The organism is Bradyrhizobium sp. CAR08, assembly GCF_052871955.1.
Window position 1 is genome coordinate 112,814 of sequence record NZ_JBIXJX010000001.1, and the last position, 19,915, is coordinate 132,728.

15 protein-coding genes are annotated in these 19,915 nt (G+C 64.5%); 7 read left to right on the forward strand and 8 right to left on the reverse strand.

What is annotated here, in order from left to right; genetic code table 11:
- Positions 1–2: 2 nt before the first annotated feature.
- From ACIPUD_RS00500 to tarD, 3 genes are all read left to right on the forward strand, one after another.
- Positions 3–479: a glutathione peroxidase gene (locus tag ACIPUD_RS00500; protein WP_018454085.1), complete on the forward strand. Its 477-nt coding sequence runs from the start codon at positions 3–5 to the stop codon at positions 477–479.
- Positions 476–733, forward strand: coding sequence for a DUF3297 family protein (locus tag ACIPUD_RS00505; protein ID WP_007613756.1), 258 nt, complete (start codon positions 476–478; stop codon positions 731–733). The genes ACIPUD_RS00500 and ACIPUD_RS00505 overlap by 4 nt, the downstream gene beginning before the upstream one ends.
- Positions 734–877: 144 nt before the next feature.
- Positions 878–2,047, forward strand: coding sequence for a D(-)-tartrate dehydratase (gene tarD, locus ACIPUD_RS00510; RefSeq protein WP_085361487.1), 1,170 nt, complete (start codon positions 878–880; stop codon positions 2,045–2,047).
- Positions 2,048–2,236: 189 nt separating this feature from the next.
- Here the strand turns inward: tarD and ACIPUD_RS00515 are convergent, their stop codons facing one another.
- Both ACIPUD_RS00515 and ACIPUD_RS00520 read right to left on the reverse strand, forming a co-directional pair.
- Positions 2,237–3,589, reverse strand: a complete 1,353-nt coding sequence (locus tag ACIPUD_RS00515; RefSeq protein ID WP_446479979.1) for a malonyl-CoA decarboxylase — start codon at positions 3,587–3,589, stop codon at positions 2,237–2,239.
- Positions 3,590–3,760: 171 nt separating this feature from the next.
- Positions 3,761–4,612, reverse strand: coding sequence for an AraC family transcriptional regulator (locus tag ACIPUD_RS00520; RefSeq protein ID WP_026232669.1), 852 nt, complete (start codon positions 4,610–4,612; stop codon positions 3,761–3,763).
- 59 nt (positions 4,613–4,671) lie between these two features.
- On the opposite strand from ACIPUD_RS00520, the gene ACIPUD_RS00525 reads away from it, so the two are divergent.
- Both ACIPUD_RS00525 and ACIPUD_RS00530 read left to right on the forward strand, forming a co-directional pair.
- A complete protein-coding gene (locus ACIPUD_RS00525; protein ID WP_018454089.1) occupies positions 4,672–5,844 on the forward strand; it encodes an MFS transporter in 1,173 nt (390 codons plus the stop codon).
- Positions 5,845–6,276: 432 nt separating this feature from the next.
- Positions 6,277–8,544, forward strand: coding sequence for a cation:proton antiporter domain-containing protein (locus ACIPUD_RS00530; RefSeq protein ID WP_247295001.1), 2,268 nt, complete (start codon positions 6,277–6,279; stop codon positions 8,542–8,544).
- On the opposite strand, the gene ACIPUD_RS00535 is transcribed toward ACIPUD_RS00530, so the two are convergent.
- Together ACIPUD_RS00535 and ACIPUD_RS00540 are read right to left on the reverse strand one after the other, a co-directional pair.
- Positions 8,541–11,699: an efflux RND transporter permease subunit gene (locus ACIPUD_RS00535; protein ID WP_446479980.1), complete on the reverse strand. Its 3,159-nt coding sequence runs from the start codon at positions 11,697–11,699 to the stop codon at positions 8,541–8,543. The two genes, ACIPUD_RS00530 and ACIPUD_RS00535, sit on opposite strands and share 4 nt — an antisense overlap.
- 24 nt (positions 11,700–11,723) lie before the next feature.
- Positions 11,724–12,917, reverse strand: a complete 1,194-nt coding sequence (locus tag ACIPUD_RS00540; protein WP_446479981.1) for an efflux RND transporter periplasmic adaptor subunit — start codon at positions 12,915–12,917, stop codon at positions 11,724–11,726.
- 255 nt (positions 12,918–13,172) lie between these two features.
- Here ACIPUD_RS00540 and ACIPUD_RS00545 point away from each other — a divergent pair, with 255 nt between their 5' ends.
- A complete protein-coding gene (locus ACIPUD_RS00545) occupies positions 13,173–13,967 on the forward strand; it encodes an ABC transporter substrate-binding protein (RefSeq protein ID WP_018454093.1) in 795 nt (264 codons plus the stop codon).
- Between the two features lie 36 nt (positions 13,968–14,003).
- Here ACIPUD_RS00545 and ACIPUD_RS00550 read toward each other — a convergent pair whose 3' ends face one another.
- The 4 genes from ACIPUD_RS00550 to ACIPUD_RS00565 all read right to left on the reverse strand — a co-directional run bounded on the left by ACIPUD_RS00550 (position 14,004) and on the right by ACIPUD_RS00565 (position 18,556).
- The gene (locus ACIPUD_RS00550) at positions 14,004–15,179 is read right to left on the reverse strand and encodes a beta-propeller fold lactonase family protein (protein ID WP_446479982.1); all 1,176 of its coding nucleotides are present in this window, start codon (positions 15,177–15,179) and stop codon (positions 14,004–14,006) included.
- 154 nt (positions 15,180–15,333) lie between these two features.
- On the reverse strand, positions 15,334–16,407 hold the full coding sequence (locus ACIPUD_RS00555) for a hypothetical protein (protein ID WP_018454095.1): 1,074 nt from the start codon (positions 16,405–16,407) through the stop codon (positions 15,334–15,336).
- A 102-nt stretch (positions 16,408–16,509) separates the two neighbouring features.
- Positions 16,510–18,000 carry a flavin-containing monooxygenase gene (locus ACIPUD_RS00560; protein ID WP_085351881.1) on the reverse strand — a complete coding sequence of 497 codons (1,491 nt, stop codon included), beginning with the start codon at positions 17,998–18,000 and terminating at the stop codon, positions 16,510–16,512.
- Positions 18,001–18,106: 106 nt separating this feature from the next.
- The gene (locus ACIPUD_RS00565) at positions 18,107–18,556 is read right to left on the reverse strand and encodes a cupin domain-containing protein (RefSeq protein WP_018454097.1); all 450 of its coding nucleotides are present in this window, start codon (positions 18,554–18,556) and stop codon (positions 18,107–18,109) included.
- A 187-nt stretch (positions 18,557–18,743) separates the two neighbouring features.
- On the opposite strand from ACIPUD_RS00565, the gene ACIPUD_RS00570 reads away from it, so the two are divergent.
- The gene (locus ACIPUD_RS00570; protein WP_446479983.1) at positions 18,744–19,763 is read left to right on the forward strand and encodes an AraC family transcriptional regulator; all 1,020 of its coding nucleotides are present in this window, start codon (positions 18,744–18,746) and stop codon (positions 19,761–19,763) included.
- Positions 19,764–19,915 lie beyond the last annotated feature (152 nt).

Consider the following 19,915-nt stretch of genomic DNA (forward strand, 5'->3'; position numbering starts at 1 on the left):
CGATGTCCGCGATCTACGACTTCAAGGCCAACTCGCTTCTCGGCGAAGAAGTGCCGATGCGCAGCTTCGAGGGGCAGGTGCTGCTGATCGTCAACACCGCGAGCAAATGCGGCTTCACGCCGCAATATCGCGGGCTGGAGGATCTGCATCGCGACCTGTCCCCGCGCGGCTTCTCGGTGCTCGGCTTTCCCTGCAACCAGTTCGGTGCGCAGGAGCCAGGGCAGGCGAGCGAGATCCAGGCGTTCTGCTCGACCAATTACGACGTCACCTTTCCCCTGTTCGAGAAGATCGACGTCAACGGCAGCAATGCCCATCCGTTGTATGAGTACCTGAAACGCCAGCAATCCGGCCTGCTGGGCGCCTCCATCAAATGGAATTTCACGAAATTCCTGGTGGACCGCGCCGGCAAGGTGGTTTCGCGCTATGCGCCGACCGCGCGGCCCGAAGGATTGCGGCAGCAAATCGAGACCCTGTTATGAGCGAGACAATCATGAGCGACGAATTTCCGGACCGCCTCTCGGTCGATCCGAACAGCCCCTTTTACAATGCGGACATCCTGGCGCGCGACGTCGGCATCCGCTTCAAGGGTGTCGAGAAGACCAATGTCGAGGAATACTGCATCAGCGAAGGCTGGGTCCGCGTCACCGCAGGCAACGCCAAGGACCGCCACGGCAACCCGCTGACCATCAAGGTGCACGGCCCGGTCGAGCCGTATTTCAGGGATAAGAAGTAGTTTTGGAATGCGAAGCGTGCTTGGGGCACGCCGTCATGCCCGGGCTTGTCCCGGGCATCCACGTTCTTCGAGCGGCTAAGACGTGGATGGCCGGGACAAGCCCGGCCATGACGAGAGGAGGGAGCCCGCAGAAAGCCAAACCCCATGTCCGTCCGCATCGTCGACGTCCGCGAGATCACGAAGCCGATCTCTTCGCCGATCCGCAACGCCTATATCGATTTCACCAAGATGACGACGAGCCTCGTGGCCGTCGTCACCGACGTCGTTCGCGACGGCAAGCGCGTCGTCGGCTACGGCTTCAACTCCAACGGCCGCTACGGGCAGGGCGGCCTGATCCGCGAGCGTTTTGCCTCGCGCATCCTGGAGGCCGATCCGAAATCGCTGCTGAACGCGGCCGGCGACAATCTCGACCCCGACAAGGTCTGGGCCGCGATGATGACCAACGAGAAGCCGGGCGGTCACGGCGAGCGCTCGGTCGCGGTCGGCACCATCGACATGGCGGTGTGGGATGCGGTCGCGAAGATTGCGGGCCAGCCGCTGTTTCGCCTGCTGGCTGAGCGTCACGGCGTCAAAGCCAATCCGCGCGTGTTCGTCTACGCTGCCGGCGGCTACTACTATCCCGGCAAGGACCTCTCGATGCTGCGCGGCGAGATGCGAGGCTATCTCGATCGCGGCTACAACGTCGTGAAGATGAAGATCGGCGGTGCTGATATCGAGGACGACCGCACCCGCATCGAAGCGGTGCTGAAGGAAATCGGCAAGGACGCGCAGCTCGCCGTCGACGCCAACGGCCGCTTCGATCTCGAGACCGGCATCGCCTATGCCAAGATGCTGCGGGATTATCCCTTGTTCTGGTACGAAGAAGTCGGCGATCCCCTGGATTACGCGCTGCAGGCAGCCCTCGCCGAATTCTATCCGGGCCCGATGGCAACAGGCGAAAACCTGTTCAGCCACCAGGATGCCCGCAATTTGATTCGCTACGGCGGCATGCGCCCCGACCGCGACTGGCTGCAATTCGATTGCGCCCTGTCCTACGGCCTGTGCGAATACCAGCGCACGCTGGAGGTGCTGAAAACTCATGGCTGGTCGCCGAGCCGCTGCATCCCCCACGGCGGCCACCAGATGTCGCTCAACATCGCAGCCGGCTTAGGCCTTGGCGGCAACGAGAGCTACCCCGACCTGTTCCAGCCCTATGGTGGCTTCCCCGACGGCGTCCGCGTCGAGAACGGCCACATCACCATGCCGGAGCTGTCAGGCATCGGCTTCGAAGGCAAGTCGGATCTCTACAAGGAGATGAAGGCGCTGGCGGAGTAGGGGGCGCGACGGCCACGCCATGCTTTCCGCTGTCATGCCCCGGCTTGACCGGGGCATCCAGTACGCCGTGGCGAATGTGGCGAGAGCGAGCGCTTCAACGGAGGCCTCTGGAATACTGGATCGCCCGGTCAAGCCGGGCGATGACACCGAGATTGTGGACGAACCAACGCAATCAGCCGAGGTCGTCCCTTACGACAGTCGCATATCCATCAGCCGCCGCCCTTCGCCCTTCAAGAGCTTCTTCACCGCGCTCGAGGCCACGACTTCGCCGTCATTGGCGTAGGCTTCGTGGTTCTTCTCGATGTCGTCGAGGCGGTAGAGGTAGTTGACCATCACGCCGGCGGACTCGCGCACGCCCTTCGGCGAGAGATCGCCTAACCAATTGATGCGCTCGAGGCGGGCGCCATTGCCGAGATGGAAGCGCGCGACGGAGTCGATCAGCTTGCCTTTGGGTGTGCGCGCCTTCAGGAAATAGTGCGCCGCGAGCGGTTCGATCACGCCACGTAGCAGTGTCGTTGTCTCGGGGTTCTCGAACCATTTGGGATCGTCGAGGCGCTTCAGGATCTCGCGGTCCTCGTCCGACAGCGGCAAATCCTTGTCCTGCTTCACCCATGGCATGAAGCCCGGCACCGGCGACAGCGTCACGAAATTGTCGAGCTTGGGCAATTCGCGGCGCAGCTCCTCCACCACCTGCTTGATCAGGAAGCTGCCGAAGGAGATGCCGCCCAGACCGCGCTGGGTGTTGGAGATCGAGTAGAACACGGCGGTACGGGCGCGCTCGATCGGGACGGATGGGCGATCGACCGCGAGCAGCGGCGCGATCGCGCCGGGGATCGTCTCGGTCAACGCGACCTCGACGAAGATCAGGGGCTCGTCCACCATCGCGGGATGGAAGAAGGCGTAGCAGCGGCGGTCGACCGGATCGATGCGGCGGCGCAGATCGTCCCAGTCGCTGATCTCGTGCACGGCCTCATAACGGATGATCTTTTCGAGGATGTTGGCCGGGGTCGACCAGTCGATCCTGCGCAGCACGAGAAACCCCCTGTTGAACCATGACGAGAGAAGATGCGAAACGTCGCGATCGAGTGCGGCGAGATCGGCGTGCCTGTTCATCATGTCGAGCAGGTCGGCGCGCATCTTGACGAGATCGCCGGTGCCGCCGGGTGCGCGGTTGAGGCGGCGGATCAGCTCCTGCCGGCGCGGCTCGGAGGCGAAGTGCAGGGCGCTGGCATCCTCGTCGGCCGGCTTGGCGCGCCATGTCTCGATCGCCTTGGACAGGCGTTCCCGATCCGGGCCGAAATCGCGCACCAGGGCTTCGAAAAAGGCGCGACGTCCCGCCGCATCCAGGTCCTGGTAGATGTCGAGCACCTCACGCGCCATGGCGGTGCCGGAAGCTTCACCCCGGCCCGACAGCAGCGCGCCACAGAGCTCGATCAGCCCATCGGCGTCCGGCTTGGTGTCGGCAGAATCCCCGCGGCGAAGCAGCGTGCGGCCGCGCTCGGAGATGGTAGTAAGTAAGTCGGAGAAGAAGGCGTTGGCCATCGGGGCTTTCGTGTCGGGTTTGTGCGGTGCGGGAATCTTACACGGGATTTGGGCGGAATCCGATCACAATCAAGCGGGGGATTTTGGCAAGTTTAGCGGGGCTATGCGCCCCAAGTGAGTTGTCATGCCCCGGCTTGACCGGGGCATCCAGTACGCCGCAGCTTTTCGCTTCTAGCCGCGCCGTCTCGGAGTACTGGATCGCCCGGTCAAGCCGGGCGATGACACCGAGTGTGTGGCAAACTCCGTCGGCGTCCGTCCCGTCACCTGACGGAACGCGGCCGAAAACGCCGGTACGCTGGCATAGCCGAGCTGGGTCGCGAGCTGCTTCACGGACACATTGGCATCGGTGGACAGCCGCTGGATCGCCGCCGCAATCCTCGCACGCTGGCACCAGCTCTTGAAGCTCAGCTGCGTCTCTGTCGAAAACAGCCGCGACAGTGTGCGCGCGGAGGTTCCGACCTCGCGCGCCAGCGCGTCGATGTCGTGCAGGCCGGTGGGATCGTCGAGCACGATCATGGCCGCGCGCCGGCAGCGCGGCTCGTGTGGCAGCGGCACGAAGGTCGCGGAATCCTCGGCCCGGACCAGTTCCAGCATCACTAGCCGAACCAGCAGATCGGTCCGCTCCTCGGTATTTTGCGCGTCGAACAGCGCGAGGATCGCCTGGTTCAGCAGCGGCGACACCCGCACCACGAATTCCTTGGTCAGTCCCTCATGGCGCTGCGCGCGCTTCAGCCAGGCCAAGTCGAAATACAGCGTCCGCATCTCGATGTCGGCGAGCAGATCGATGGCGTGCTGGAGCCCGGCGGGGACCCAGACCGCGCGGTCCGGCGGCACCAGCCAGCGCCCTCCGGGCGTCGTCACCTGCATGGTGCCCCTGGCGGCATAGATCAGCTGTGCCTCGCGGTGCATATGCGGATCGATCCGCATGCCCTTGGGATAGTCGCGTGCGACCAGATGCACGCCCGCGGGCGAGCGATGATTGCTCCGGACCGCCCGGAGGATTGGCGTCTCGACGACAGTCATTGGCAGCATCCCGTCATGCCCAAGACATATAACTCATTTCGGAGCAGGAGAGGATTCCCATGAACAGCCCCAGCCGGGTGATCAGTTTCGTCAACGCGGGCCATTTCATCGACCATTACGCGATGCTGATTTTCGCCGCCGCGGTGATCATCATGGGACCGGCGCTCGGCATGGCCTATTCGGAACTCCTGCCTTACGCGACGCCGGGCTTCGTCGCCTTCGGCGCGGGCTCGCTGCTCACCGGCTGGCTCGGCGACCGCTGGAGCCGTCGCCACATGATGCTGATCTTCTTCGTCGGCATCGGCGCCTCCATGATCTCGGTTGGCTTCGTGCAGACCCCGGCCCAACTCGGCGCGGCGCTGTTCGCGATCGGCATTTTTGCCTCGATCTATCATCCCGTCGGCACTGCCATGATCGTCTCCTACGCTGACAGGCTCGGCCGCGAGATGGGCATCAACGGCGTCTGGGGCAATCTCGGCGTCGCTTCGTCGGCGCTGGTCACCGGCGTGATCGGCCAGTATCTCGGCTGGCGCTTCGCCTTCATCGTCCCCGGCATCGTCACCATCCTGATCGGCATCGCGTTCGCGACGATGGTCGTTCACGAGGACCGCAAGGGCTCGAAGCAGGCGGCAGCGCAGGCGCGGGTCGCCAAGCAGGACATGTGGCGCGTGATCCTGTCGCTGCTGATCGTGGTGATCGCGATCTCCACGACGTTCAACGCCGTCACCGTGGCGCTGCCAAAGCTGTTCGCGGAGCGGCTTGCCGATCTCACCAAAAGCCCGGCGCTGCTCGGCGTCATCGCGGCCTGCGTCTACGTGTTCGGCGCGATGACGCAGTATACGATCGGCCGGCTGCTCGACCGCTATTCGCTGAAGACAGTGGCGCTGCCGCTGTCCTTCATGCTGGCGCCGTTCCTGTATCTCGCCGCGAGCCTGTCCAATCTGCCGCTGATCCTGGTCTCGATCGGCATCGTCATGGGCGCGTTCGGACAGGTCACGGTCAACGACGCCATGGTCGGCAAATACACCAGCGAGGAATGGCGCTCGCGCGCCTATGCCGTGCGCTATTTCATCGGCTTCACCGCGGCCGGCGCCTCGGTCGGCCTGGTCGCCTGGCTCTACGAGCAGGGCGGCTTCGTCACCATGCTGCATGCCTTCGCCGCACTCTGCCTGCTCGCGATCGCAGCCGCGATCATTCTCCCGCGCGAGATCAGGACACCGCAGGCGGTGTGAGGGATCGGCGTGAGGCGCGCGCCCGTTTCAATCCCGTCATTGCGAGGAGCGTAGCGACGAAGCAATCCAGAATCTTTCGGCGGACGGATTCTGGATTGCTTCCGCCTTCGCTAAAGGTTCGGCTGTCAAGTCGCCGCGCCCGCAATGACGTGGGAGTGGCGGCGGCTCGCGTAGTCTGCCGATGATGCCATCATGCCAGTGTTTTGCCCGACGGGGCAAGCATTTTCGGCAAAGCGAAATTAGATTTCGGCAAAGACGAAATTTTCTCCAGTCTTTTCAACCTCATCTCTACTGTGCATGGGGTTGTTTTCGCGTTTTTTTGTTGAGGCCCCTTACCCGCCGCGAAGTCAAGGAACTCCTGTTGCCTGCCGCGGGTTCTATCCCCGTCATCCCGGCACCTCGCCGGGGCAGATGAAGGGGTAAAATTCCTGCATGCAGTGGAGCCTGCTCCGACCGGTCGGCCTTGTCCCCGCGGCGCTTGTCCTCACCACCGTTGCGGCCAGCGCCGAGGGCGGCAAATCGGCCGGTCCCTCGGAATTCCTGCTGGTGGCCCAGATCGTGCTGTTGATCGCGGTCGGCCGCGGTCTCGGCGAGATCATGCAGCGCCTCGGCCAGCCCTCGGTGATCGGCGAATTGCTCGCCGGCATCCTGCTCGGTCCCTCGCTGTTCGGTTGGGTCTGGCCTGACGCACAGCAGGCAATCTTCCCCAAAACGCCCGAGCAGAAAGCGATGATCGACGGCATCGCGCAGTTCGGCATCCTGCTGCTGTTGCTGCTGACCGGCATGGAGACCGACCTCAAGCTGGTCAGGAAGGTCGGCAAGGCCGCGATCGCGATCTCGATTGCCGGCATCCTCGTGCCCTTTGCCTGCGGTTTTGCGCTCGGCGAATTCCTGCCAGATGCGCTGTTGCCGAATCCGCAAGCCCGCCTGGTTGCGTCGCTGTTCATGGGCACGGCGCTGTCAATCTCCTCGGTGAAGATCGTCGCGGTGGTTGTGCGCGAGATGAACTTCATGCGCCGCAATGTCGGCCAGATCATCGTCGCCACCGCCGTCATCGACGACACCATCGGCTGGATCATCATCGCCGTCATCTTCAGCCTCGCTTCGCACGGCGCGCTGGATATCGCCTCGGTGGCGAAAGCTGTGCTGGGCACGCTGGCCTTCCTCGCGATTAGCTTCACCATCGGCCGCCGCATCGTGTTCCAGCTCATTCGATGGGCCAACGACAATCTCGTCAGCACCGCCCCGGTCATCACGGTGATCCTGCTGCTGATGTGCGCGATGGCGCTGGTCACGCATCTGATCGGCGTCCACACCGTGCTCGGTGCCTTCGTCGCCGGCATTCTGGTCGGGGAGTCCCCGATCCTGACGCGGCAGATCGACGAGCGGCTGCGCGGGCTGATCTCGAGCTTCTTCATGCCGGTGTTCTTCGGTTTGGCCGGCCTGAGCGCCGACCTCACGGTGCTGCGCGATCCCCATCTGCTGATGCTCACCGGCCTGCTGGTCGTGATCGCCAGCGTCGGCAAGTTCGGCGGCGCCTTCGTCGGCGGAACCGTGGGCGGGCTGAACACAAGGGAGTCGCTGGCCCTCGCAAGCGGGATGAACGCGCGCGGCTCGACCGAGGTGATCATCGCCACCATCGGTCTTTCGATCGGCGTGCTCAGCCAGAACCTGTTCACGATGATTGTGACCATGGCGATCGTGACCACGATGGCGATGCCGCCGATGCTGCGCGCCGCGCTGGCAAAGCTGCCGATGAACAAGGACGAGCAAGAGCGCCTGGAGCGGGAAGAATTCGAGAAGCGCGGCTTCGTCGGCAATCTCGAACGCCCCTTGCTCGCCGTGGACGAGAGCGTGAACGCCACCTTCGCTGCCCACATCGCCGGCCTGATCGCCGGCATGCGCGGCTTGCCAATCACCGTGCTGCACATCGGCAAGCGCGCCAAGGATCAGGAGAAGGGCCGCGATGAAGAGGAAAGCGCGGAAACCGTGGTGAAGAAGGCCGCCGAGATCGTATCGGCCCATGGCGATGGCGATGTCGGCAGCGTCGACGTCGTCACCCGGGCAAGGCGTGCGGAGCTCGGCGAGTCCATCGCCGACGAAGCGCGCAAGGGCTTCGATCTTCTGGTCATCGGCGTCGACAAGGTTGCTGCCGCCAAGGATCGCTTCGATCGGAGGATCGAGGACATCGCAGCGAAGTTCGAGGGACCGCTCGCGGTCGTGGCGGCCAAGGGCAAGCACCTGAAGCAGCCGACGCCCGAGGCGCTCAACATCCTCGTTCCGGTCTCCGGCAGCGGCGTCTCCAAGCGCGGCGCCGAGGTCGCGGTCGCGCTGGCGCAGGCGGGATCAGGCTCGCTCCGGGTGATCTATGTCGCGACGACGCGCGACAAGGGCGCGCAGCGCGGCGCCTCGCGTGGTCTGAACCAGGAGGCCGGCATCCTGAAGGACGCCAGCGATCTCGCCGCCCGTTACGAGGTCGACATCACCACGACCTTGCGCGCGAACCGGGCGCCTGAAGCGGCGATCCTGCGCGAGATCGAGACCACCGCCGTCGATCTCGTGGTGATGGGGGTCGATCGCATCCAGGCCGATCATCTCTCCTTCGGCGGCGTCGCCGACGCCGTGCTCAGGCAAGCGAAGGTGTCGGTGCTCCTGGTCTCGAGCGGGGAGGCGCGGCCGACGTCCACGGAGAAAGCCTAGGATTTCACTTCGGCCACTGCCACCGCCTTCGGCGTTTTCTTCGACGCACGCCAGTTCTCGAAGCGCTGCACCACCACGAAGAACGCCGGCACGAACAGCACCGCGAGGCAGGTCGAGGCCAGCATGCCCGAGAACACCGTGATGCCGATCGACTTGCGCGCGCTGGCACCGGCGCCGGTCGCGATCACCAGCGGCACCACGCCGAGGATGAAGGCGAACGACGTCATCAGGATCGGGCGGAAGCGGGCGCGCGCAGCTTCGACCGCGGATTCCAGCACCGGCTTGCCATCGCGGCCGTGCAGCTCGAGCCCGACCTCGACGATCAGGATGGCGTTCTTGGCCGACAGCGCGATCAGCAGGATCAGGCCGATCTGGCAATAGAGGTTGTTGTCGATCTTCAGTGCGTTGAGGATCAGCATGGGGCCGAGCAACGACAGCGGCACCGCCAGGATTACCGAGATCGGCGCGTACCAGCTCTCGTACTGGCCGGCGAGCACGAGATAGACCAGCAGCATGGCGAGCCCGAACACCCAGTAGATCTGGTTGGAGACGGCCTTCTCCTGATAGGACATCGCGGTCCATTCGAAGCCGGTGCCCGGCGGCAGCGTCTTGTCCGCGATCTCCTCCATCAGCTTCAGCGACTGGCCAGAGGAGTAGCCCTGCGCCGGCAGGCCGATCACGGTCGACGATGGATAGAGATTGTAGAGGCTGATCAGCGACGGGCCGGTGGCGGGCGTGATCGTGGCAACCGTGCCGATCGGGATCATGTCGCCGTTCGAGTTGCGCACCATCATGTTGGCGATGTCGCGCTCGGTGACGCGGAAGGCGGGATCGGCCTGGGTGTAGACCTGGAACACGCGGCCGAACTTGTTGAACTGGTTGACATAGGACGAGCCGAGATAGGTCGAGAGCGCCGCGAACACCTGGTCCGTCGTCACGTGCAGCGTCTGGGTCTTGATGCGGTCGATCTCGACGTTGAATTGCGGCACCGAGGAGCGGAACGAGGATTGGACGCGCTGCAGCGCGCTCTGGCTCTGGCCATTGCTGACCATCGCGCCCGTGATGGCCTGGAGCTTGGCGAAATCGCTGTTGCCGTCGCGCAGCTCGACCTGCATCGAGAAGCCGGCCGCGTTGCCGATGCCCTGGATCGGCGGCGGCGGCAGCACCAGCGTGCGCGCTTCCATGATGGCCGCGAGCTTGTCGTTCAGCCCGTAGACCAGTGAGCGCAGATCCTCGCCCGGTCCTTTGCGCGCGTCCCAATCTTTCAGGATAATGTAGGCGACGCCGGCATTGGCAAGGCTGGCGCTGTTGTCCAGCGCGGAGATGCCGGCGATGGTGATGACTTGCTGGACTCCGGGCGTGTCCTTGATCAGCTCGCTCGCTCTGTCGAGCACCTTCTGGGTCCGTTCCAGCGCGGCACCGTCAGGCAGTTGCACGGCGGCGATCAGGTAGCCCTGGTCCTCGATCGGCAGGAAGCCGGTCGGTACCCGGGACAGCCCGTAGCCGCCGATCCCGATCAGCACCAGCGCGATCGCGACCGAGATCGTGCTGTTCCTGCACAGCACGCCGATCAGTCGGATGTAGCCGCGCTCGACGCGGTTGTAGACCGCGTTGAAGCCGCGATAGAAGAAGTTGCGCTGCTCCGGCGGCACCGTCGGCCGCAGCCAGAGAGCGCATTGCGTCGGCTTCAGCGTCGCCGCGTTGATGGCGGACAGAAGCGCGGTCGCCGCGATCACCAGCGCAAATTGCGAATAGATGCGGCCGGTGAGCCCGGCGAGGAACGACGCTGGCAAAAACACCGAGATCAACACCAGCGTGATGCCGACGATCGGCGCGAACAGCTGGTCCATCGCCTTGATCGCGGCGTCATGGCCGTTCATGCCCTGCTCGATGTTGTGGGCCGCGCCTTCCACCACGACGATGGCATCGTCGACGACGATGCCGATCGCTAGCACGATCGCGAACAGCGTCGACATGTTGATGGTGAAGCCGAGCGCGGCCATGGCGGCGAAGGCGCCGATGATGGTCACCGGCACAGTGGTCGCCGGCACCAGCATCGCGCGCCAGTCCTGCAGGAACACCAGGATCACGACCAGCACCAGCAGGCCGGCCTCGATCAGCGTCATGTAGACCTCGTGCACCGAGGCCTGCACGAATTTGGTGGTGTCGAACGGCGTGTCGTACTTCATGCCCTGGGGGAAGGCCTTGGCAAGCTCCGCCATCTTCTTCTCAACGGCCTGCTCGACCTGGAGTGCATTGGCGCCGGGCGACTGGAACACGCCGATGCCGGTGGCCGGCTGCTTGTTAAGCGAGAAGATCTGGCTGTAGGTCTGCGCGCCCAATTCGACCCAGCCGACGTCGCGCACCCGCGTGACGTCGCCGCTGGTGCCTGATTTGACAATGATGTTCTCGAACTCGGTGGTGTCGTCGAGCCTGCCGTTGACGTTGAGTGTATACTGGAACGCCTGTCCCGGCGGTGTCGGCGGTGCGCCGACCTGGCCGGCGGAGACCTGCTGGCTCTGCTGCTGGATCGCCTGGATGACGTCCTGCGGCACCAGGCCGCGGACCTGCAGCTTGTTCGGATCGAGCCACACCCGCATCGAATACTGACCGGCGCCGAACACGGTGACGTTGCCGACGCCGGGCAGGCGCGAGAGTTCGTCGCGGAGATTGATGGTGGCGTAGTTGCTCAGATAAAGGCTGTCGAGCGTCTTGTCAGGCGAGGTCAGCGTCACGAACAGCAGGATCGACGTCGACCGCTTCTGTACGGTGACGCCCTGGTTCTGCACCGACTGGGGCAATTGCGACAGCGCGCTGGAGACGCGGTTCTGCACCAGCACTTGCGCGAAGTTCAGGTCAGTGCCGATCTTGAAGGTCACGGTCAGCGTATAGGTGCCGTCGGAGCCGCTGTAGGACTGCATGTAGAGCATGTCCTCGACGCCGTTGACCTGTTGTTCGATCGGCAAGGCAACTGTGTCGATCACGGTCTTGGCGCTGGCGCCGGGATAGCGTGTGGTGACCTGCACCGTCGGCGGCACCACGTCGGGATATTGCGCGATCGCGAGGTTGAACAGCGCGACGCCGCCGATCAGGATCATCAGCAGCGCGATGACGTTCGAGAGGACCGGCCGCTCGATGAAGAATTTTGAGATCATGGCCGGCGCTCCTACTTGCAGATCTTACTTGGCAGACGCCTGCGGCTGCTCGATCTTCGTCACCTGCGGGTCGATCTTCTGGCCCGGAATCACCCGCAGCAGTCCCGCGGTCACCACGCGGTCCTCCGGCTTCAAGCCGCTTTCGATCACGCGCAAACCGTTGTCCACGGGACCGATCTGCACCTTGCGCTGCTCGACAACGTTGTCGCCATTGACGACGAGGAGATAGCGGCCGCCCTGATCGCTGCCGAGCGCGGTGTCGGGCACGAGCAGGGCGTCCTTCTCCTGAGTGAAGGGCACGCGAACGCGGACGAAATAGCCGGGCAGCAGCACCCGCTTGTCGTTGGGGACAAGGCCCCGCACTGCGAGCGTGCCCGTCGACTGGGTGAGGGTCGGGGCGACATAGTCAAGCTTGCCCTCATGCGGATAACCGGCCTCGGTCTGCAAACCGACTTGAATCGGAAATTGCTTCATGTCTGCGGCGGTGAGCCCGCGGCGGGCGGCCTCGGCACGGATGCGCAGCACGTCCTGCTCGTTGACGGTGAAATTCACATAGATCGGGTCCATCGCGACGATGGACGCGAGTTGAGTTGGAGAGGAGACGCCGACGAGTTCGCCGACCGAGACCATGTGAGCGCTGACGATGCCGTCGAAAGGCGCGGTCACGTTGGTGTAGCCGTAGTTGACCTGGGCGAGCTTGGTGTTGGCCTCGGCCTGCTGGAGATTGGCCTGCGCGTTATCGCGCGTCGATGTCGAGGTGTCGAGCGTGGCCTGCGAGACGGCCTGGCGCTGCACCAGCTCAGCCTGCCGTTTGTAGTCGGCTTCCGCCTGCCGGACTGAGGCCTGCGCGCCGGCCTCGGCCGCCCGCGCCTGGTCGAGCTTGAGCTTGTAGGTCTCGGGCTCGATCGTGAACAGCTGGGTGCCCTGCTTGACGAAGGCGCCGTCCTGGTAGTCGATCGATTGCAGGAATCCCTGCACGCGCGCGACGAGATCGACATTCTTGAACGGCGCGGTGTTGCCGGTGGCCTCGACATACCGCGTCACCGGGCGCTGCACCGGCGCGGCGACGTCCACCTTGGGCGGCGGCGGAGCGACGAAACTGTTCTTGTCCTCGCAGCCGGCGAGCGCGGCCACGGCCATCGCGGCGGCCAGTGCCTGCCTGACATGTCTCCACGCTTCGTTGCGCCGTGCGGGAGATGCGGGATTCGCGCAGGTCATTCGGTGGCCCCCGGTTGCTGTCTGTCGAGGCGGGAGGCTACCAACAAATGCCCGGACGTGGAACACCATAGCCATGGCAGTCGTCGGCCTTGCGCTGCGGACCGCGCTGTGGCCTTTGGCAGTTTTGCCATCACAAACCGCTTTTCATCGCGCACCCGATCGACCAGAATTATGTCACAGGCCGAGCGACGGCGCGCGAAGCGGTCGGGACGAACAAGAGAAGAATACAAGAAGAAAAGGTCGGGAGATCATGACATGCCCACGTCGGTCCTTAAGTCGGTCCTTGCCGGCCTCATTCTCGCAGCGGCGGTCGTCATGCCCGCGCTAGGCGATGGACTTAAGGACGAGATCGCACCGACCGGCAAGCTGCGGGTCGCGATTGCGATCAGCCTGGCTGGCGGCGCGTTCTGGTCCACCAAGACCGGAGACGGCTATGCCGGCGTGCCGGTCGATCTCGGCAGGGAGATGGCCGGGCAACTCGGCGTGCCCGTCGAATATGTCGTGTACCAGAATTCAGGGCAGATCACTGACGCGGCATCGAACGGCAACTGGGACGTCACCTGGCTGCCCAAAGATCCTGAGCGCGAGAGCAGGATGATGTTCGGCCCGATCTACGAGGTCGCGGACGCCACCTACATCGTCAAATCAGGCTCGAACGTCACCAATTTCGCCACGCTCGATCAGGTGGGCATCAAGGTCGCGGCCGTGAACGCCACGACCACGATGCGCGGCGCGGCCGCGCATCTGAAGAATGCGAAGGTCACGGGCTATCAGACCTATGACGAGATCTTCGGCCTCCTCAGCAGCGGCCAGATCGATGCGTTTGCGCTGTCGCGCGACCAGCTCAACAAGATGGCGCAGAAGATCCCGGGCACGCGCGTGCTCGACGAGACCTTCAAGAAGACCGTCACGGCGGTCGCTGTGCCGCTCGGCCACCCCCAAGCGCTGACCTTCGTCACCAAATTCATGAACGAGGCGGTGACGAATGGCACCTTGCGCAAGGCCTATGACAGCAATGGCCTGAAGGACGCGCCGATCCGCACCGAATAGGATGGCGGCGCAGGATGACTGCGCCGCGCTCCGGCCCTACGGCTCCGCGGTGCGGATGCCCGCGGGGCTCACTTGCATCTTGAGCGTGGATGTCTTGTTCAGCGCCTTGCCATCGAACGAGAAGGCGATCAGCTCGTTTTCGACCATGCACTGGGCCACGACATATTTGGACTCCTTGGACCACACCATGCCCTGGCACCAATGGCCGATCTTCGCTTCCGTCACCGGCGTAAGGTCAGTGCCCGAAATCTTGTAGACCTTGAGCAGGCCGAAATCGTTGAAGAACGGCGACGCCGACGGCTTGTTCGAACCGTTCATGACGGTCACGGCCACGTAGTTGCCGTCCGGGGACATCTTCACGGCTTCCGGCGTCTGCCCGACGGTGACTGTCGTGACGACGCGGATCGGTTTCGCCGTCATGTCGATCAGGCTGATCGAGTCGTTGTCGCCGCTGCTGGCGCCGACATTGCCGACGATGGCGGCGGCGCTGCCGGTGAGATCGATGCCGTAGGGGCGGATGCCCGCGGAGAGATCGCGCTTGGCGTACTCGACCTTGCTCCCGTCCACAGTCAGAAGCGAGATCTTACTGTCTCCGTCGCGCGTGACCAGCGCGGTCGCGCCGTCACGGGAAAAGACCGCGTGGCTGGGGCCTGATTTGGCGTCGCCGAGCTGGATCTTGCCGACGGGCGCAAGCGTGCGCCCGCTGATGGTGAAGACCGAGACCGTTCCTTCGCTGCGGTTCGCAACCAGGGCCAGCGTGCCCGAACGGTTGATCGAAACGCCGGCAGCGCCCGCGCCGGCTTGCAAGGTCGCCAGTACTTTGGGCGGCGTGGATTTCAGGTCGATGACCGAAAGCTTGTCGTCGGGCACCGTCTTGGTCGGATCCGCGGGATCGAGCTTCATCGCGCCGGTAACGAGGGCGAACGCGCCATCCGGCGCAATTGCCACGCTCGGCGGCGGTCCGACGACGCTGGCCGGGGCGGGCACCTCGCCTAGAAGTTTCAAGGCACCGTCGGTGAAGTCGATGACGCTCACCGTGTCCGGCAGTGGTTGCTTGCGCACCAGGGCGCTGCCGTTCTCGAGCACCATCTTGCCGTCATTGGCCGTGACGACGATCTCGGCGTGCGCGGCGAAATTGGCGAGGCCCGCCAGGGATGTTGAGATCAAAGCACATGCGGCACGGCGCGTGCGCTTGCGAAGAGCGGCTGTCATGTGTCCCCCCGAGATTTGTTCTTGTCCGGAGAAGCTAAATGCACCGGTAGCAGGACGCAATGACCAGGTGGCGAGCGTTTGCCTTTGAAGACGCCGACGGACGGCTACAAGGCGGGAGCTCGCCTCTCAGTCGCGTGCCGCGCGGCGAGGGCCCTCAGCGTGGCTTGATCTCCGCGTATTTCGCCATCGCCTTCTCGAACTTCCGCTTGAACAGCCACATCGCGCCAAGGATTTCCCGGAAGCTTGCCGAGGTGCGCGCCCGGTCGGCCTGTCCGAATGCGAAGATGCTGTTGTTGCGCAGGTGCTTCATGATCGTCGGACTGGACACCCTGTAGTTCAGGAGATCGCCGGACCTGAGCGCCGCCCGCGTCGGCGTGGGAACGATCTGGATCAGCTCGAACAGCTTCATTTGGTCGATCGGGTCGGGCAGCGTCTTCACGATTCCTGGGATCTCCCGGAAAATATCCGCATGCGCGTTCATCAGGCCGTCGCGCACGTTGGTCCAGTGATTGAAGCGATGATCGGTGCCGCGGGCCCGCGCCTCCTCCTTGTCGTCGCGCGCGCTCAACCCGGGATCGGCGGCCGCGATCTCGCCCTTGATGGCGTCCCATTTCCTATGGCCGTTGCGGTCCTCGGACGGGCCGGTCTGGAAGCTGCCCATATAGGTGTTCGAGCGCCCGTTGCGGACGTTCTGCTTGCCGTTGGTCTCGGCGAAGAACAGCCCCAGACTGATCCGGCCCGCGGCTTCGGCGTGGTCAGGCGCCAACCCCTTGGCGCGTGCGATCGCGACCGCGAGATCCACCACGTCCTTGAACGGTGTCGCCGAGTTCTGCGCGCCGGCCGGCGGCGCTTCCATGATCTCGAACAGCTTTGAGTATTCGTCCACCAGCGGTTCGATGTCGGCATCGAAATAGGCCGGCGGGATCTCGAACTTGTTGGGCCTGCCGGTCCGCGACGGCATGACGTCGGTGAGATCCTTGTAAGCACTGATCACGGCGACGCGTGCCAGATAGAGCGCCTGGCCCGGCAGGTTCGGCAGCGGCTGTTTGGCGTCGATCTGGCGGCGCCGCTCGGAGAGAATCGCTTTGAAATCGCCGAGCGCACGCTCGTAGGTCGCAACCGCCTCCGATTGCCTGGCCGTGAGCGTTTGCGCCAGGCTCGGGACGAAGGTCGCAAGGATCAGCCCAAGCGCCGTTATGACTGCGGCGGCGCGATGTCGTGCTCTCATGGCCGGTTCCCTGGGCCTGTCGATTCGATGGCCAAGGGGATCGTAAGCATCGGAGGCGAGGGCTGGCGAGCGGCAAATCCCACTCGGCCCGAATTCGCGGCCTCACGCCGCTTGGTAATCCGGCGCGGAGGCGAGAAACCGCGCATAGGCGTCCGCGTCCGGCGGCCGGAAGTGGCCCGCGAGCCCGCCGCGCTTCTGCTCCTTGGCGCCGATGTCGGCCATCAGCTCGTCGAAGTGACGGTAGTGATAGGGCGCGACGCAGAGGCCGCCATAGACGCCCGCAGCCGGCCGTTCGACCCGCTTGAAGTGCAGCATCATCTCGATGTTGTCGCGCATCTGTTGCGCGGTCGGCTGGCGTGCGAGCTGTCCGTCGGCGTAACGGACCAGCCAGTTGGCGGCGAGGTCGGCGCAGAGCACGGTGCAGAACGAGGAGTTGAAACCGACGAAACCGAGCTCCGGCAGGTCGGGATTGGCGATCAGGCGATAGAGCCGGTACTGCCCATCCGCATCGACCAGTTTTGCCTGGTACGCGGCGGGCAGGAATGGCACGCCGAGCTTGTAGCCGATCGCGAGCACCGCGACATCGGCCGCCACGCGCTCGCCGCCGCTCATCACGATGGTGTCACCGTCGTAATGATCGAAGCTGCCGAACACGGCCTTGATGCGGCCGTCGGCTACCATCGGATGGAAGCCGGGTGTTGCGATCGGCACCGAGCAGTTGACTCCGTCCTCGATCCGCTCCTTCGGCACCATGTTGCATTGCTTCAGCTTGAGCTGCGCCTTCAACAGGCTTTCCAGCCCGCGCCAGTTTGCCCAGACGAACGGTGCTGCGATGCGATGCGCAAGGCGCGACATCGCGCCGATGCCCCAGCCCGGAAACATCTCCTCCTGCGCACGGATGTAGAGGATGCGCTTGAAGTTCACGAGACCGCCGATGAAATAAGGAATGCGCCAGACCGGCTCGCGCATCACGATCGTCACCTCACGCGCGCCCGCTTTCACGGCGTTCACCGCGATGTCGGTTGCCGATTTCGATCCGCCGAGCACGACGACGCGCCGTCCTTTCACCACTTGAGGATCGTTGTATTTCGATGAATGCAGGATCTGCCCGCCCTGTGCTAGAAAGCCGTCTTCGCCTGGGCAGTGCAGCTCCCGCGGCTCGTTGAACTGTCCGGTGCAGACCGCGACGAAGTCGAAATCCTCAGCTGTGCTGGCGCCGCTCTTGTCCGAGAGCGCGAGCGTCCAGCCTGGTCTGCCGTCGGCGCGTCGCGCCATGCCCGACACGCTGGTGTTGAAACGCAGCATACGGTCGAGGCCAAAAATTCGTGCGTAGTCGGCGAGGTAGGCGTGGACTTGCGATCCGGTCGGCCATTCCGGATAGGCTTCGGGCATGGCGCGGTCGGTGTAGCGGTAGAGCTCCTTCGGGCTCTGGGTCTGCACCTCCGGATAGGAGCGCGCCGGCTCCCAGACGCCGCCGAGATCGGCGCTGCGTTCAATGATGGTGACCCGGTGACCGCGGGTCGAGAACGCCTTTGCGGCGGCAAGGCCGGAGACGCCGGCGCCGATCACGCAGACATGCTTTGGGTTGACCATGGGATTGCTCGCGAGCTCGAATGTTCTGGGCACAGCAGGCCGCGTTCGGCCGCGCTGCGCCGCCGCTGGACCTGCGACGAAACAGAAATGGGAGTGGGGCGGCCGCCTAGTCGTTGGCTTCAGGCGGCAGGAAGTCGACCTCGTGCAGGGCCGAGATGCGCACGACCTCGGCGGGGTCGGCCAGATTGTGGAGCTGGTTGAACAGCGCCTCCAGCTTCTGCATCGGCGAGACCCAGAACAGCGCGCGGGCCGGCTTGTCGGACTTGTTGAAATAGCCGTGCGGGATGCCGCGCGGCAGGCGCACGAGATCGCCGGCGTTGGCCTTGACCCATTTGCCGTCGAGCTTGAGGTCGAGCGTGCCCTCCTGCACCAGGATGAATTCGTCCTGGGTCGGATGGATGTGCACTGGCACGAACTGGCCCGGCTCGCTGTTGGTCTCGAAGGCAAAGGTGGAATCGGTGACGGCCTTGGGAAAATAGACCTGGCCCAGAATATTCCAGGTCTTGCCGCCATAGCCCGTGCCGTTCGCGGTAATGCCCTTCTCGAGTGCAGTCATGGCTCGCCTCCATCGTGGATCCCGACGAGGGTGGAGCTTCGGTCAGGCGCGGGCTGCTGTCTATCCGCTAAACGAATCCGGACACGTCCTGTGCCGTGCGGCACGACGTTTTTGCGACAGGGCTCTTTCCGGGGACGGGGAACTATTATAGGTTTAAAATATTCCGTGATGCCAAGCGTGGTCGGCGATGTCCGCAGCCGAGCTGGAAATGAGCACGCCTCGATCCGCGGCCGAAAGGCTCGCGGCTTTCGCCCGCGTCACCACCGACGACGCCGACGAGGCGGCCGAGCAGGTCGGGCGCATCTTCTGCCCGCATGATCTGACGCCGATGCGGAGGTCGGGCTTCTCGGCCAGGCACAATTGTGCCGCCTTCGACGGCTTTTCCATCAACTATGTCGCCTATGGCGGATCCGTCACCATCGATCCCGGCTGCCTCGACCGCTTCTTCCTGGTGCAGATCCCGCTCGCCGGCACGGCCCGTATCCGCGCAGGTACCCGCGAACTCGACACAGCGCCGGAACGGACGGCGTCGCTGTTGTCGCCGACCATCCCGACCCGGATGATCTGGACCGAGTCGGCGCAAGCGATCCTGCTGCTCGACCGCCGCATGGTCGAGCAGCGCGCAGCGGCATTGTCGGGCAGGGCGACCGGCGCGGTCGAGTTCGACCCTACGCTCGACCTGAACGTGCCGGCCGCGCGCGGCCTCGCGGCGAAGCTCGTCGAGCTGATGATGCTCGCCGAAGGTCTCGGAGCGTCCGGCAGGCTTTCACCGGTCGCGACCGCGGGCTGGCGCGAGGCGCTGCTTCATTACCTCCTCGACGGCCAGCGGCACGGCCTGTCCGACGCGATCAGAACGTTCTCGGGCCAGGGCGAGCGTCTGCCGCGCGCGCTGCACACTGCGCGGGACTGCCTCGCGGCGAATGCCTGCGAGCCGCTCGACGTTGCGCACCTCGCCTGTGAGTCCGGGATCGGCATCCGCGCGCTACAGCTCGGTTTCCGCCGTCATTTCGGCGTGTCGATCTCGCAGATGCTGCTCGACATGCGCCTCGCCAATCTCCACACCCGGCTCACGCAAGCCGAGCTGGACACTTCGATCACCGAGATCGCCTTCGATCTCGGCTTCACCCATCTCGGCCGCATGGCCGGCGCCTATCGCGAAAAATTCGGCGAGACGCCGTCAGCGACGCTGCGGCGGAAGATGAGCTGATGCGCCGGCGGCTTCCCGATGTCGGTTGGGGAGCGCGCGGCGCGAAGACGCGGCATCATTTGAACGTCGTCGCCTGAGTAACATCGCCCCAGCAATACTGATCGTCGCAGTCTTTTAGCTTGTCGTTGATTGACCATTCAACCATGCCACCC

Excerpts from the sequence above, each read along its gene's own strand:
- ACIPUD_RS00565 (WP_018454097.1), bottom strand. The coding sequence starts at position 18,556 with ATGACTGCACTCGAGAAGGGCATTACCGCGAACGGCACGGGCTATGGC.
- ACIPUD_RS00550 (WP_446479982.1), bottom strand. The coding sequence starts at position 15,179 with ATGACAGCCGCTCTTCGCAAGCGCACGCGCCGTGCCGCATGTGCTTTG.
- ACIPUD_RS00555 (WP_018454095.1), bottom strand. The coding sequence starts at position 16,407 with ATGAGAGCACGACATCGCGCCGCCGCAGTCATAACGGCGCTTGGGCTG.
- ACIPUD_RS00520 (WP_026232669.1), bottom strand. The coding sequence starts at position 4,612 with ATGACTGTCGTCGAGACGCCAATCCTCCGGGCGGTCCGGAGCAATCAT.
- ACIPUD_RS00515 (WP_446479979.1), bottom strand. The coding sequence starts at position 3,589 with ATGGCCAACGCCTTCTTCTCCGACTTACTTACTACCATCTCCGAGCGC.
- ACIPUD_RS00505 (WP_007613756.1), top strand. The coding sequence starts at position 476 with ATGAGCGAGACAATCATGAGCGACGAATTTCCGGACCGCCTCTCGGTC.
- ACIPUD_RS00570 (WP_446479983.1), top strand. The coding sequence starts at position 18,744 with ATGTCCGCAGCCGAGCTGGAAATGAGCACGCCTCGATCCGCGGCCGAA.
- ACIPUD_RS00530 (WP_247295001.1), top strand. The coding sequence starts at position 6,277 with ATGCAGTGGAGCCTGCTCCGACCGGTCGGCCTTGTCCCCGCGGCGCTT.
- ACIPUD_RS00545 (WP_018454093.1), top strand. The coding sequence starts at position 13,173 with ATGCCCACGTCGGTCCTTAAGTCGGTCCTTGCCGGCCTCATTCTCGCA.
- ACIPUD_RS00540 (WP_446479981.1), bottom strand. The coding sequence starts at position 12,917 with ATGACCTGCGCGAATCCCGCATCTCCCGCACGGCGCAACGAAGCGTGG.
- ACIPUD_RS00560 (WP_085351881.1), bottom strand. The coding sequence starts at position 18,000 with ATGGTCAACCCAAAGCATGTCTGCGTGATCGGCGCCGGCGTCTCCGGC.
- tarD (WP_085361487.1), top strand. The coding sequence starts at position 878 with ATGTCCGTCCGCATCGTCGACGTCCGCGAGATCACGAAGCCGATCTCT.
- ACIPUD_RS00525 (WP_018454089.1), top strand. The coding sequence starts at position 4,672 with ATGAACAGCCCCAGCCGGGTGATCAGTTTCGTCAACGCGGGCCATTTC.
- ACIPUD_RS00535 (WP_446479980.1), bottom strand. The coding sequence starts at position 11,699 with ATGATCTCAAAATTCTTCATCGAGCGGCCGGTCCTCTCGAACGTCATC.
- ACIPUD_RS00500 (WP_018454085.1), top strand. The coding sequence starts at position 3 with ATGTCCGCGATCTACGACTTCAAGGCCAACTCGCTTCTCGGCGAAGAA.